The sequence below is a fragment of the Sphingomonas turrisvirgatae genome (assembly GCF_001721295.1).
In the GTDB taxonomy this organism is placed as follows: Bacteria; Pseudomonadota; Alphaproteobacteria; order Sphingomonadales; family Sphingomonadaceae; genus Sphingomonas; species Sphingomonas turrisvirgatae.
Window position 1 is genome coordinate 62,207 of sequence record NZ_MDDS01000046.1, and the last position, 13,682, is coordinate 75,888.

General features: G+C 65.8%; 10 protein-coding genes. 2 read left to right on the forward strand and 8 right to left on the reverse strand.

The genetic code is table 11. The features are described 5' to 3' along the window. The first annotated feature begins 5 nt into the window (after positions 1–5). Complete coding sequence (locus tag BFL28_RS14845; RefSeq protein WP_069321318.1) at positions 6–1,184, forward strand: vWA domain-containing protein; 1,179 nt, start codon at positions 6–8, stop codon at positions 1,182–1,184. 5 nt (positions 1,185–1,189) lie between these two features. On the opposite strand, the gene BFL28_RS14850 is transcribed toward BFL28_RS14845, so the two are convergent. Then, a complete protein-coding gene (locus tag BFL28_RS14850) occupies positions 1,190–1,483 on the reverse strand; it encodes a hypothetical protein (RefSeq protein WP_069321319.1) in 294 nt (97 codons plus the stop codon). An 81-nt stretch (positions 1,484–1,564) separates the two neighbouring features. On the opposite strand from BFL28_RS14850, the gene BFL28_RS14855 reads away from it, so the two are divergent. Further along, positions 1,565–3,865 (forward strand): coiled-coil domain-containing protein, encoded by a 2,301-nt coding sequence (locus BFL28_RS14855; protein ID WP_069321320.1) that lies wholly within the window; start codon positions 1,565–1,567, stop codon positions 3,863–3,865. Here the strand turns inward: BFL28_RS14855 and BFL28_RS14860 are convergent. The 7 genes from BFL28_RS14860 to BFL28_RS14890 all read right to left on the reverse strand — a co-directional run bounded on the left by BFL28_RS14860 (position 3,862) and on the right by BFL28_RS14890 (position 13,654). Continuing rightward, positions 3,862–5,025 carry a serine hydrolase domain-containing protein gene (locus BFL28_RS14860; RefSeq protein WP_241527353.1) on the reverse strand — a complete coding sequence of 388 codons (1,164 nt, stop codon included), beginning with the start codon at positions 5,023–5,025 and terminating at the stop codon, positions 3,862–3,864. The genes BFL28_RS14855 and BFL28_RS14860 overlap by 4 nt on opposite strands. A 9-nt stretch (positions 5,026–5,034) precedes the next feature. Further along, a complete protein-coding gene (locus BFL28_RS14865) occupies positions 5,035–6,282 on the reverse strand; it encodes an SAM-dependent methyltransferase (RefSeq protein WP_069321322.1) in 1,248 nt (415 codons plus the stop codon). 44 nt (positions 6,283–6,326) lie between these two features. Continuing rightward, complete coding sequence (locus tag BFL28_RS14870; protein WP_069321323.1) at positions 6,327–7,673, reverse strand: cryptochrome/photolyase family protein; 1,347 nt, start codon at positions 7,671–7,673, stop codon at positions 6,327–6,329. A 15-nt stretch (positions 7,674–7,688) separates the two neighbouring features. Beyond that, on the reverse strand, positions 7,689–8,714 hold the full coding sequence (locus BFL28_RS14875) for a 2-oxoacid:ferredoxin oxidoreductase subunit beta (protein WP_069321324.1): 1,026 nt from the start codon (positions 8,712–8,714) through the stop codon (positions 7,689–7,691). A gap of 10 nt (positions 8,715–8,724) precedes the next feature. After that, positions 8,725–10,716 carry a 2-oxoacid:acceptor oxidoreductase subunit alpha gene (locus tag BFL28_RS14880; protein WP_069321325.1) on the reverse strand — a complete coding sequence of 664 codons (1,992 nt, stop codon included), beginning with the start codon at positions 10,714–10,716 and terminating at the stop codon, positions 8,725–8,727. An 84-nt stretch (positions 10,717–10,800) separates the two neighbouring features. After that, entirely contained in the window at positions 10,801–11,688 is an 888-nt protein-coding gene (locus tag BFL28_RS14885; protein ID WP_241527354.1) for a histone deacetylase family protein, read from the reverse strand. Positions 11,689–11,785: 97 nt separating this feature from the next. Then, a complete protein-coding gene (locus BFL28_RS14890) occupies positions 11,786–13,654 on the reverse strand; it encodes an ABC-F family ATP-binding cassette domain-containing protein (RefSeq protein ID WP_069321326.1) in 1,869 nt (622 codons plus the stop codon). Between the last annotated feature and the right edge of the window lie 28 nt (positions 13,655–13,682).

Below are 13,682 nucleotides of genomic sequence, written 5' to 3' on the forward strand. Positions count from 1 at the left end.
CAGCGATGTTCTTTTCCTTCGTCGACGAACTGCGCGCCGCTGGCATCCCGGCCAGCCTGAAGGAGCATCTGGTGCTGCTGGAAGCGCTGGACAGGGATGTGATCGATCGCACGCCCGAGGCTTTCTACTATCTCGCTCGCGCTACCTTCGTGAAGGACGAAGGCCTGCTCGACCGTTTCGACCAGGTGTTCGCCAAGGTGTTTCGCGGCATCGCATCCAGCTACGGCGTCGAGAATGCCGACTTGCCCGAGGATTGGCTTAAGGCCATCGCAGAGAAATATCTCACCGCCGAAGAGATGGAGGCGATCAAGTCGCTCGGCTCGTGGGACGAGATCATGGAGACGCTCAAGAAGCGGCTCGAGGAGCAGCAGGGCCGCCACCAGGGCGGCAACAAGTGGATCGGGACGGGCGGCACCTCACCTTACGGTAATTCGGGCTACAACCCTGAAGGCGTGCGCATCGGCGGCGAGAGCAGGAACAAGCGCGCGCTGAAAGTCTGGGACCAGCGCGAGTTCAAGAACCTCGATTCGACTCGCGAGCTCGGCACCCGCAACATCAAGGTCGCAATGCGCCGCCTGCGCCGCTTTGCCCGCGAAGGTGCAGCGGACGAGCTGGATATCGACGCGACCATCGCGGGCACCGCGCGCCAGGGCTGGCTCGACATTCGGATGCGGCCCGAACGCCACAATGCGGTCAAGCTGCTGCTGTTTCTCGACGTCGGCGGCTCAATGGATCCGTGGGTCAAGCTGTGCGAAGAGCTGTTCAGCGCCGCTACCGCCGAGTTCAAGAATCTGGAATTCTTCTACTTCCACAACTGCCTTTACGAAGGAGTGTGGAAGGACAATCGCCGCCGCTTTCAGGAGCGTACGCCGACCTTCGACATCCTCCATAGATATGGCCACGACTATAAGGTGATTTTCGTCGGCGACGCGTCGATGTCACCCTATGAGATCAGCCACCCCGGCGGCTCGGTCGAGCATTTCAACGAAGAGGCCGGCGCCGCGTGGATGCAGCGGGTGACCAATACCTATCCTGCCACGGTCTGGCTGAATCCCATTCCGGAGGCGCAATGGGGCTATTCGCAATCGATTCGCATCATGCGCGATCTGGTCAACGACCGGATGTACCCGCTGACTCTCGAGGGCCTGGACGACGCGATGCGTGAACTGAGTCGGAAGACCTAAGGAGCCTAGAGCCGGTCGACCGCCCGCTGCAACTTGCGCAGCACGGCGACATCGCCTGCCGGCGCGTCCGCCGCATCCTGCGCCAGCGCCATCAGCCGCACCGCGCCAAAGCTCGCGGCCAGGCCTTTGAGGCGCAGTGCCGATCCGCGCCAGCTTTCGGGATCGGCCGCAGCATTCAGCGCCGCCAACGCACGCTTCGCGCTATCGAGAAACGCCTCGCGAAGCTCCGCGATCAGCCCGGGCTCGTCGCCCACTGCCGCCGCCAGCGTCGCATCGATTGCACCGGGATCATATGCCATGCGCCATGTCTAGGATGGCGTGCTTAACGAGCGGTTTCTCCCCGCTAGTCGCTTGCCGGGTAATCGTGCTAGATCGGGACAATGAACGGGGGCAAGAACACTGCCGGCCTCGCGCCGGTCGCGGATGACGGGCTGCTGCTCGTCGAGGAACCGGCACCGACGAGCGCCGCGCATCCTTCCTACGATCCGGCCGAAGATGCCGAAGACGAGGAAGCCTTTCGCACACCCAATGAATGGGCGGTGCCCGTGCTGGCGCTCGGTCTTGTCACCATCTGGTTTGGCGTCATGGGATGGCTGCTCGGCCCCACCTTGGCCTCGCCGCAGCCGCCGGCGCAGCTGGTTCAACTCATCGCCGCGCTCTGCGTGCCTCCGGCGCTTGTCGGCATCCTGTGGCTGCTCGCCCAGCGCAGCAGCCGATCCGAAGCCCGCCGCTTCCGCGACACCGCCCGCGCGATGCGCAGCGAAGCCGCCAGCCTCGAGCGCACCGTCGCGGTTCTCGCCCGCAAGATCGAGGAAAATCGCGCCGCGCTCGCTGCTCAGACCAGCGCGATGATGGCAATGGGCGACGGCGCAGCCGAGCGACTGCAGGCGGTTTCCAATGGCATGGCCGCCGAAGCCCGCGCGATCGAGGCAAGTGGGCGGCTGCTGGTCGACAGTGCCGCCGCTGCCGAAAGGAGCGTCAACATCGTCCTCGCGTCGCTCCCGCGCGCGCATGAGACGATGACCGGCATGGCCGCCACCCTCGATTCGGCGGGGATGAAGGCAAGCGAGCACGCCGCCGCGCTGGATGCCCAGCTTTCCGCCCTGACCGAACGCGGACGAATCGCGGATGAAGTTGCCAGCGGCGCCGCCACGCGGCTCGCCGCGCATATCACCCGGATGGAGGCGACTGGCGAGACCGCCGGTACCAAGCTCGAGGGCGTCGCCGCACAGATGGCGGAGACGGTCGACGCCATGCTCGACCGCGCCGCGGCAGCGGTGGACGAGGCGCGCAAGGGCATCGCCGCCCAGGGCGAAGCGATGCTGGCGATGCTCGCCGCCAATCAGGCGTCGCTGGACGCTGCCGGGCGTGAGAGCATCGAGGCGGTCGGCAACCGCGTCGCCGAAGTTGAGGGCACCATCCTGCGCATCGGCGACAAGCTGGGCGAGGAACAGACCCGCATCGACATCATGCTCGCTTCGGTGACGGGCGGTATCGCACAAGCCGACGGACAGCTCTCCGCGCTCCATGCCGGCGGGATGGAACGGACTCAGGCGCTTGCCGCTTCGATCAGCGCGCTCGACAGCTCGGCAACCGCGATGACCGAAACGCTGCGCATCGGCGACAGCACCGCGCGCAGCGTCATCGCCACGGCCGAAGCGTTGTTGACCGCGATGGATGCGTCGGCGCGCGAGATCGACGAGACCATGCCCGAAGCCTTGCTGCGGCTCGAGGATCGCATCACCGCGACTCGCACTGTCATCGGTAGCGCGAAGCCCGAACTGCTCGCGCTCGTCACGGCGGCAGAGAGCACGCATGACGCGATCGAGGCGATTGCCGATGTCGTCTCCAAACAGCGTGACACGTTGCTCAAGACCCAGGCCTCGCTCATCGAGACGCTGGATACGGGTCATGAAAAGACCGATCAGCTCGAGGAGATCGTGGATCGCGCGATCGGCAATGCGCGCCGCTTTGCCGAGGAGGCAGCGCCGCAACTCGTCGATGCGCTGCTCCGCATCCGCGAAACCGCAAAGGTCGCCGCCGAGCAAGCTCGCGAGACGCTGGCCGGACTGGTCCCCGAAGCGTCGCGCCAGCTTGAGCAAGCCGGCAGCAGCGCCATGCGCCGGGCGATCGACAGCGGCGTACGCCAGCAACTGGTCGAGTTGGGTGAGGTCGCCGAAGCGTCGGTCACCGCCGCCGCCCGCGCGTCCGAACGCCTGACGCAACAGATGCTGACGATCGGCGAAGCCTCGGCCGCGGTCGAGCGTCGGATCGAGGAAGCCCGCGCCGAGCGTGAAGCGGCCGATCAGGACAATTTCGCGCGACGCGTCTCGTTGCTCGTCGAAGCGCTCAATTCCGCCTCGATCGATATTACCAAGGCGTTCGCGCACGAAGTCACCGACAGCGCATGGGCCGCATATCTAAAGGGCGATCGCGGCGTCTTCACCCGCCGCGCCGTTCGCCTGCTCGACAGCGGCGACGCGCGTGACATCGCTTCGCTCTACGATGGCGACTCGCAATTCCGCGAGCAGGTCAACCGCTACATCCACGATTTCGAGGCGATGCTGCGCCAGGTGCTCGCGTTACGCGACGGCTCGCCGCTTGGCGTGACCTTGCTCTCGTCGGACATGGGCAAGCTCTATGTCGCGCTGGCCCAGGCGATCGAGCGACTGCGCGCCTAGCGCGTCGCCGCCGCCTGCACCTTCATGGCAAAGGCCAGTCGTGCCTGTGACAGCGCGCGGTCCGATGCCTTCGGCCAGGCACCACTGATCGCGATAACGATGCGATTGGCCGGATCGACCAGGATCGCCTGGCCGAATATCCCCTGCGCGGCATAGCCGCCGGGGAACGTCCACCATTGATAGCCATAGCCGCCGCCTGGGAACGTCACATGAGTCCGGGTCGCGTCGGCGAACCAGCCAGCCGGCACGATCCCCTCGCCTCCGTCCAGCGTCAACATGCCAATCCGAGCGTAGTCGCGCAGCGATACCGACAGACAGCATCCGCTGACCTCGGCGCCGGTCTGGTCGGTCATCCAGAACGCATCGCGCTCCATGCCATAGCGGCGCCAGACCTTCTCGCTCAGATATTGCGCAAGCGGCTTGCCCGTCGCGCGCCGCACCAACACGCCGATCAGGTTCGTTTCGCCCGTCTTGTAGACGAACTTGCTCCCCGGCTGGTCGGCGCGGGGAAGCTTGCGCATATAGGCGACGGTCGGATCCATTCCGGCCGGTGCCGGCTCGGCGAACATCCGGGCGACGTCGCTGTTCGGGTCGGTATAATCCTCGTTCCAGCGCACGCCCGACGTCATGGTAAGGATTTGGCGCACCGTCACGCCGTCATAGCCGCCGCCCGCCAGCTCAGGGATATACCTCGTCACCGGATCGTCGAGCGACTTGATGTAGCCGTCGCGGATCGCCGCGCCGACCAATGTCGACGTGACCGACTTGGCAACCGAAAAGCTGGTCCAGCGCCCCTCCCGCGAATAACCCAGCGCATAGCGTTCCAGCCGCACCTTGCCGTCCTGCACGACGATGAGGCCAGCGACATTCTGCGCCGCCATGAACGCATCGACCTCGGCCTGAGGTAGCGGCAGCGGCGCGCCATCGGGCAGCGGCTTCACGCGCCTGCCGGCCTTCACCACATGGCCGGGGAAGACCCGCTCCATCGCCGGGAAGTTGCGCAGCCGTTGCTGCGGCGACCAGAACAACACCGCAGCCGACGCTTGTCGCAACCGGGCCTCGTCTGCGGCGGTGACGGCGGTCGGCGCGGGGGCCACCTGGCCCGTCGGGGCGCATCCGAACAGCGCCATTGCGCTCATGCCAATCGCTACCGCCCGCATCGCGCTCTCCTATTCTTTGATCAGCGTCACTTGCGCCACCCAGATCCCGCCGCCGCGGAACCCGCCTTCGCAATACATCAGATAATAGCGCCACAAGTCCAGGAAATGCGGGTCGAATTCCGCTGGCATCCGCCCTGCCGCCACTGCGGCATCGAACGCGATGCGCCAGCGCTTCAGCGTTTCGGCATAGTCCGGCCCGAACGCGGTCCGGTCAGCCCATGCCAGGCCATGGCGCGCGGCGATCTCTCGAAAGCGCCGCTCGGAAATCAGCATTCCCCCGGGAAAAACATAGGCCTGAATGAAATCGACATTGCGCGCATAGCTGTCGAAGATCGCGTCATCGATCGCGATATACTGAATGGCCGCGCGCCCACCCGGCTTCAGCACGCGCGCGATCGTCGCGAGATAGTCGGGCCAAAACGCCTCGCCGACTGCCTCGACCATCTCGATACTTGCGACCGCATCGAACTGGCCGGTCACGTCGCGATAATCGGTCAGCCCGACCGTTACGCCGTCAAGCCCCGCCGCCGCGACCCGTGCCTCGACATGCGCCTTCTGTTCGATCGACAGGGTGATACCGTGGACACGCCGCCCTGCTCGCGCCGCGGTTTCGGCGAACGATCCCCAGCCGCAGCCGATCTCCAGGATGCGCTCGCCCGACGCCGTCGCGGTGCGTGCGAGGATCGCGTCCAACTTGGCCTGTTGCGCCGCCTCGAGCGGCAGCCCGCGGCGCTCGAACATCGCGCTCGAATAAGTCATGCCGGCGTCCAGCCACGGCGCGTAGAAATCGTTGCCCAGATCATAATGGTACGCGATGTTGCGCCGCGCGCCATCCCGGTCGTTGCGCTGCAGCCAGTGCCACGCGCGCTTGGCGACCCGCGTTGCGCCGCTCGCCCGCCCCGCATTGCCCAGCGTCGCGCGATTGCGCACGAACAGGTCGAACAGCGGCACCGGATCGGGGCTCGACCATTCGCCCGCCGCCCACGCCTCGTACCAGCCGACCGATCCGCCGGTCGCCAGCCGCCACAATGCCCGCCAGTTGCGGATCGCGACGATCGCGACAGGGCCGGGCTTTCGTCCGCCCAGCCTTCGCTGCATGCCGCCGGGCAGCGTCGCCTCGATCATGCCTTCCGCCAGCCCGGCATCGATGCGATCGAGCAGGCGGTGCAGCAACGGTGTCAGCGCCGCGCCGAGCCGCACGCCCAACCCGTCGCGCCGGCCGTCGCGGCGGCCCCTGTTTCGTAACACCCCCTGCATGGCGCGCTCAAACCACGCGCCCGCCCGGCGATCAAGTCAGGATGTCAACGGATCGCGCGGCCAGCCGCCAGCGCCCGCTCCCGCGCTTCGCGATGGCCGATGATCTTCTCGGGATAGCCGTTCGGCCGATCCTCCGGATCGTGAATCTGCGCATCGCTCACATCGCGCAGCTCCGGCACCCATTGGCGGATATAATCGCCGGCATCGAACTTCTCGGATTGGCCAAGCGGCGCCATGATCCGGCCCCACATATTGGAATCGACTCCAGTGCCCGCCACCCACTGCCAATTGACGCTGTTGTTGCCGTAATCGGCATCGACCAACGTGTCCCAGAACCACCGCTCGCCCTCGCGCCAGTCGATCAGCAGATGCTTGATCAGGAAGGATGCGGCGATCATCCGCACGCGATTGTGCATCCAGCCCGTTGTCCAGAGTTGCCGCATTCCGGCGTCGACGATCGGATAGCCGGTACAGCCCTGCTGCCACGCCTTCAGGTCCGCCGCGCTCTTGCGCCACTTCAGCTTGTCGAATGCCGGCCGGCCGTTCCTGTCGCCATAATCGGGCATCGCCAGCAACAGGCTCGACGTGAAGTCCCGCCACGCCAGTTCCTTGTGGAACTTCGCCGCATTCGCACCGCTGCCCAACGCGTGCCACAGGCTCCGCGGCGAAATCTCGCCGAAATGCAGATGCGGCGACAGCCGCGAAGTGCCCTCGACAGCCGGCATATCGCGCCGTGCCGGATAGTCGCCAACCTCTTCCGCGAAGTCCTTGGCCTTGCGCAGCGCCTCGGCCTCGCCCGGCGTCCAGTCCGGGGCAAAGCCCGTGGCCCAATTGGGGTTGGTCGGTAGCAGGTCCCAGCCCGACAGCTTTTCGCTCGACGGCCAATGGTCGGGCGCGGGGAGCGAGTGCGGCACCGGCAGCGGCTTTTCCGGCGGCATCCGCTCGCTCAGCGCACGCCAGAACGCCGAGTAGATCTTGAACTGCCCGCCAGATCCCGTTGTGACGTCGCGCAGCGGCGCCAGATGGTTGCCGTCATGCAGGCACAACCGCTCGCCAAGCTTCTCCTCTGCATCGATCCACCACGGCTCATAATGCCGGATCGCGTGGATGGCGCTCGCGCCGGTTTCGTCGGCCAGCTTTTGCAACTCGCGAACGGCCGAACCCCGCCGCAGGATCAGCCGCGACCCCTTCGCCGCCAGCGCTTCGCCCAACGCGTTCAGCGCGTGATGCAGCCACCAGCGCTGCGCTGCACCCATCCGCCATCTGCCCGGCGCCTCATCGTCCAGCACATAGACGGGGATGACCGGCCCAGCTTGAGCCGCGCTGACGAGCGCCGGCTGGTCGTGCAGGCGCAAGTCCTGCCGCAACCACAGAATGACAGGATTCACCATCCCCCGCCCAGCGCTTCAAAGCGCGTGCGGTTCCTTCTCGACCATCCAGGTCTGGCCCTTGCTCACCAGCTTCTGCAGATCGGCCGGCTTGCCTTCGCTGGCCGCGGCATTCTGCGCCATCACCGCCGCTTCAAAGGTCGATGCCGGATCGTCGTAGATCACGCCCAACGCCATCGGAAACGGCCCGAACGGCATTTCCACCAGCAGGTGCGCGAGCGCACGGTTGCGGACATTGTGGACCAGGATGCCCGATGCGTCACCATCCACCACATCGACTACTTTCAGCGTCAGTGCCTGCACGTCCAGCGCGATGCCCTTGGTCCCGCCGGCGAACAGCATCGGCTCGCCATCGGTCAGCCACAGCTGATTGCCGGCATTCGCCTTCTGCGTGAACGGCGCAAAGACGTCGTCATTATAGACGATGCAGTTCTGGAAAATCTCGACGAACGCTGCGCCCCGATGCGCATGCGCGGCCTTCAGCACGCTCGGCAAGTTCTTGTGCACATCGATCCCGCGCGCGATGAACCTTGCCCCCGATCCTAATGCGAAGGCGCACGGCTTGGCCGGGTGATCGACCGACCCAAAGGGGGTGGATGGCGACCGCGTACCCTCGCGGCTGGTCGGCGAATATTGGCCTTTGGTCAGCCCATAGATCTCGTTGTTGAACAGCAGGATCTGGCAATCCAGGTTCCGCCGCAGCAGGTGCATCGTGTGATTGCCGCCGATCGACAGCCCGTCCCCATCCCCCGTGACGATCCACACGTCCAGCTCGGGATTGGCAAGCTTCACGCCCGTCGCAACTGCCGGCGCGCGGCCATGGATGGTGTGGAAACCATATGTCTCCATATAATAGGGAAAGCGCGACGAGCAGCCGATGCCACTGATGAACACCGTATTTTCCGGCGCGCCCCCGATTTCAGGCATCGTTCGCTGCACCGCCTTCAGGATCGCATAGTCGCCGCAGCCGGGGCACCAGCGCACTTCCTGATCGGTCTCCCAGTCCTTCGGGCTGCTCGGACGGATGGTGGTGATCTCGTTCATCGCTCCCCCTTCAAGCCGATTGCGGCGAGGACTTGCCGCGCAGCGAGCCATCGTCATGCCCCGCCACGGGATTGGGCAGCTGCGTATCGTCAGCCGACAGGGTGCCGCCCTCATTGCGCGGCGCGCCGTCGAAAAAGGCCCCGATCGCCGCCTCGATCTCGTGGATGCGAAACGGCTGGCCCGACACCTTGTTGAGCGGACGCGCATCGACCAGAAACTGGTCTCGCAACACCGTCTTGAGCTGCCCGGTATTCATCTCCGGCACCAGCACATGGTCAAAGCTGCGGAGCAGATCGCCAAGGTTTCGGGGTAGCGGCCAGATGTGGCGGATATGGATGTGGCTGACATCCAGCCCCTGCCGCCGCGCACGCCGTACGGCCTGTGTGATGGGGCCATAGGTCGATCCCCAACCGACGACGACCAGCGTGCCACCCGGTCCGCCTTGCTCGACCACCTGATCGGGCACATCAATCCCGGCGACCTTCTGCCGCCGTATCTCGGTCATCGCCTGGTGATTGGCCGGCGAATAATCGAGATTGCCGGTGCCTTCCGCCTTCTCGATTCCGCCGACCCGATGCATCAGCCCCGGCGTGCCGGGCTTCACCCACGGCCGCTTGAGCTTCGCGTCGCGGGCATAGGGCAGAAACGCCTCTTCCTCGTCCGGCACGCGCGCTTCGAACTCCACCGGGAATGGCGTGTAGCCGCTCATGTCCGGGACCTTCCACGGCTCGGCCGCATTCTGGAGATAACCATCGGTCAGCAGCATCACCGGCGTCATATATTGCGTCGCGATCCGCACCGCTTCGATCGCGCAGTCGAAGCAATCCGCAGCCGAGCGTGTCGCGATTACCGGCACCGGCGCGTCGCCGTTACGGCCATAGACCGCTTGGTAAAGGTCGGACTGCTCGGTCTTGGTCGGCAGGCCCGTCGATGGTCCGCCGCGCTGCGCATTCACGATCACCAGCGGCAGCTCGGTCATGATCGCCAGCCCGATCGCCTCGGTCTTCAGCGCAATTCCGGGGCCGGACGAACAGGTCACGCCGAGCGATCCGGCATAGCTCGCGCCCAATGCCGACGCGATTGCCGCTATCTCGTCCTCCGCCTGGAACGTGGTGACGCCGAACTCCTTCAGCCGCGCCAGATGGTGAAGGATCGCGCTTGCCGGCGTGATCGGATAACCGCCGTAGAACAGCTTCAGTCCCGCCAACTGCGCGCCTGCGACCAGCCCCATCGAGATCGCATCCGCTCCCGTCACCGTGCGGTACAATCCCGGTTCGACCGGCGCGGCGGGCACATGCAGCTGTCCCACGCCCTGCGCGCCCAGCTCAGCCGTTTCGCCATAGGCATGGCCGGCATTCAGCGCGGCGATATTGGCCTCGGCCAGCTCAGGCGCTTTGGCGAACTTCGCTTTCAGCCAATCGATTAGCGGCTGGCGATCCCGATCGAACATCCACAGCGCCAGCCCCAGCGTCCACATGTTCTTACAGCGCAACGCTTCCTTGTTGCCCAGCCCGAACGGTTTCACCGCGTCCATCGTCAGCTGAGAGATATTCAGGCGCAGCAACTGCCACTTGGCGAGCGAGCCGTCGTCCAGTGGGTTCTCGGGATATCTCGCCTTGTCGAGGTTGCGCTTGCTGAACTCTCCCTCGTCCGCGATGATCAGGCCGCCCGGCTTCAAATCGCCGACATTGGTCTTGAGCGCTGCCGGGTTCATCGCCACCAACACGTCCGGCGCATCGCCCGCAGTTTCGATCGACACCGACCCAAAGTTGATCTGGAACGCCGACACGCCGAACAGCGTCCCCTGCGGCGCGCGAATCTCGGCGGGAAAGTCGGGGAAGGTCGCAAGGTCGTTGCCGGCCAGTGCGGCTGAGAGCGTGAACTGCCCGCCGGTCAGCTGCATGCCATCGCCAGAATCGCCGGCGAAACGCACGACCACCGCCTCGGGCTGAGGATCGGCCGATGCCTCGGCGGGCGTCACCTGATGGACAGCGCTGGCCACTCAGTCCCTCCTGCAATGTATCACCCTCTCCGGGGTGTTACCGGGAAGGTTAGGCCGATGCGGGCAGGTTGCAACCGCTTCTTTTCATGCCCCGCCGAGCGCCAGGATCGAGGCGACGTGACGACCAGACACTTCCATCGCGTCGGCCCCGTACCCGCCACCCAGTGCGCTCGCGAGCGGCAAGCCGCGCGATCGCGCCAGCATCGCGATCCATCGGTCGCGCATCACCAACCCCTCATGGCTGAGGGCAAGCCGCCCGAGTCGATCTCCCGCCCACGGATCGACGCCCGCCTGATAGAGGATGATCGTCGGTGCAAACTCGTCCGCCAGCCGAGGCAGGGTGGTGGTCAACGCCGCCATGTAACCGGCATCGTCGGTTCCATCGTCCAGCGGCACGTCCAGCGTCGAGCGCGCCTTGCGAACCGGGAAGTTCTTGTCGGCATGGATCGAATAGGTCGCAACATCGAGCCGCCCGGCCATCAACGATGCTGTGCCGTCGCCCTGATGCACGTCGCAGTCCACGATCAGCACTCGCTCGCCCTCACTCGCCAGCCGATGCGCGGCGATCGCAAGGTCGTTGAAGATGCAATAGCCGGCCCCCGTATCAGCCAGCGCATGATGGCTGCCGCCGGCCGTGTTCGCAGCAAAACCGCGCTGCTGCGCCAGCTTTGCCGCCAGATAGGTTCCGCCCGGCACCGCCATCGCCCGTGCCGCCACCGCCGCGGTCACGGGAAAGCCGATCCGGCGTTCCTTCTCTCGCGGCAGGCGCGCCTCGATCACCTGCGCCACATAGTCTGGATCGTGTACCGTCTCGATCCACTCGCGCGGCATCGGTTCGGGCTCATGCCATTCGAGCGCGTCACCCAGATCGCGCAGCTGATCGCGGACCAGGCCATTCTTGTTCCACTGATACTGGCTGCGTGCCGGCGCTGGCGCGACGTAGAGCGGGTGGTGGACGACCGCGATGGTCACCGCCGATCGCCCTCACCCTTCCGACGCCTCGCGCCTACCTCCCGCTCCCACCGGGAATGGGCAGAGCGAGCGCGGCCCAAGCCCCTACGCCACCGCGTCACGCCGCCAGTGCCTCCAGCGCTTCGCTCGCTTCCATCCAGCTAACCTCTGCCGCCTCGATCTGCTTCACAAGCGCGCCGCGCAGCTTCATCAGTTCGGTCATCGTCAGTTTGGTGAACTCCGGAGCGCCGCTGGCCGGATCGAACATCGCGCGATCGATGGCGGACAGTCGCTCGTTCAGCTTCGCGAGTTCCGCTTCTGCTGCCTTGGCCGATTTGCGCAGCGCATTCCCCTTCTCCCGCGCCTCGGCCGCCTCGCGCCGCGCATCCTTGCGGTTGACGCCGCCTTTCGAACCCTCCGCCTTAGGCTCCTTGGCCAGCACGAACGCGATATAATCGTCCAGATTTCCCTCGAACGGCCGTGCGGTGCCACCATCGACCAACACCAGCCGATCCGCCGTCATCTCGATCATGTGCCGGTCGTGGCTGACGATCACCACCGCGCCCTGATACGCCGCCAGCGCCTGGATCAGTGCCTCGCGCGCATCGACATCGAGGTGGTTGGTCGGCTCATCGAGGATCAGCATGTGCGGCGCGTCGCGCGTGATCAGCGCCAGCGCCAGCCGCGCGCGCTCACCGCCCGAAAGCTTGCCGACCTGAGTCATCGCCTTCTCGCCAGGGAAGCCGAAGCGCCCGAGCTGCCCCCGCACCGCCGCCGGCTTCTGCCCCTCCATCAATCGCGCCATATGGTCATACGGCGTCTCGTCGCTGTGCAGCTCCTCGACCTGATACTGGGTGAAATAACCCACCCGCATCTTGCCCGACGCCGCCTTTTCCCCCTCGATCGGGGTCAGTTGCGCCGCCAGCAGCCGCGCCAGCGTCGTCTTGCCGTTGCCGTTGCGCCCCAGCAGCGCGATGCGATCGTCGGGATCGATGCGCATGTTGATCCGCTGCAGGATCGGTTTCCCGTCATAACCGACGCTCGCATGGTCAAGCGTGATGAGCGGCGGGCGCAGCTGCTCGGGATCGGGAAAGCCGAAGGACAGGCTCGGATCGTCGATCACCGCCGCGATCGGCTGCATCTTCGCCAGCGCCTTGGCGCGCGACTGCGCCTGCTTAGCGGTCGAAGCACGCGCCGAGTTACGCGCGACGAAGTCCTGCAGCTTTGCGCGTTCGGCCAACTGCTTCTCGCGCGCCGCCGCCTGCTGCGCCTGCCGCTCGGCGCGCTGTCGCTCGAAACTGTCATAGCCGCCTGGGTAGAGCGTCAGCTTGCCGCGCTCGAGGTGCAGGATGTGATCGACGACATTGTTGAGGAAATCGCGCTCATGGCTCACGATCACGATCGTCGCCGGATAGGATTTGAGGAAATCCTCCAGCCACAGCACGGCTTCCAGGTCGAGATGGTTGGACGGCTCGTCGAGCAGCAGCAAGTCGGGCTGGCTGAACAGCAGCGCCGCCAGTGCCACGCGCATCCGCCACCCGCCCGAGAAACTGTCGAGCGACCGATGCTGCGCTTCCTCGTCGAAGCCCAGACCGACCAGGATGCGGGACGCGCGCGATGGCGCGGTATAGGCGTCGATCGCCCCCAGACGCTCGTGGATCTCGCCAAGCCGGTCGGGATCTTCCAGCTCTTCAGCCTCGGTCATCAGCGCGGCGCGCTCGATATCTGCCGCCAGCACCGTTTCGAACGGCGTCGTCTTGCCCGCTGGCGCTTCCTGCGCGACATAACCAAGCCGCGCGCCACGCGGCATCTCGGCGCCGCCTTCGTCGGGGTCGATCATGCCGGCAATGACCTTGACCAGCGTCGACTTGCCAGCGCCGTTGCGGCCGATCAGCCCGATCCTGCCTTTTGGCGGCAGGGCCGCGGAGGCGCGGTCAATGATCGTGCGTCCGCCAAGGCGAACGGTGATTCCGGACAAGTTCAGCATGGCGGCGCGCCTAGCACCGCAGCAGAAA

Bases quoted from the DNA above. Each gene is read 5' to 3' on its own strand.
- BFL28_RS14845 (WP_069321318.1), top strand. From the start codon at position 6: ATGTTCTTTTCCTTCGTCGACGAACTGCGCGCCGCTGGCATCCCGGCC.
- BFL28_RS14850 (WP_069321319.1), bottom strand. From the start codon at position 1,483: ATGGCATATGATCCCGGTGCAATCGATGCGACGCTGGCGGCGGCAGTG.
- BFL28_RS14855 (WP_069321320.1), top strand. From the start codon at position 1,565: ATGAACGGGGGCAAGAACACTGCCGGCCTCGCGCCGGTCGCGGATGAC.
- BFL28_RS14860 (WP_241527353.1), bottom strand. From the start codon at position 5,025: ATGCGGGCGGTAGCGATTGGCATGAGCGCAATGGCGCTGTTCGGATGC.
- BFL28_RS14865 (WP_069321322.1), bottom strand. From the start codon at position 6,282: ATGCAGGGGGTGTTACGAAACAGGGGCCGCCGCGACGGCCGGCGCGAC.
- BFL28_RS14870 (WP_069321323.1), bottom strand. From the start codon at position 7,673: ATGGTGAATCCTGTCATTCTGTGGTTGCGGCAGGACTTGCGCCTGCAC.
- BFL28_RS14875 (WP_069321324.1), bottom strand. From the start codon at position 8,714: ATGAACGAGATCACCACCATCCGTCCGAGCAGCCCGAAGGACTGGGAG.
- BFL28_RS14890 (WP_069321326.1), bottom strand. From the start codon at position 13,654: ATGCTGAACTTGTCCGGAATCACCGTTCGCCTTGGCGGACGCACGATC.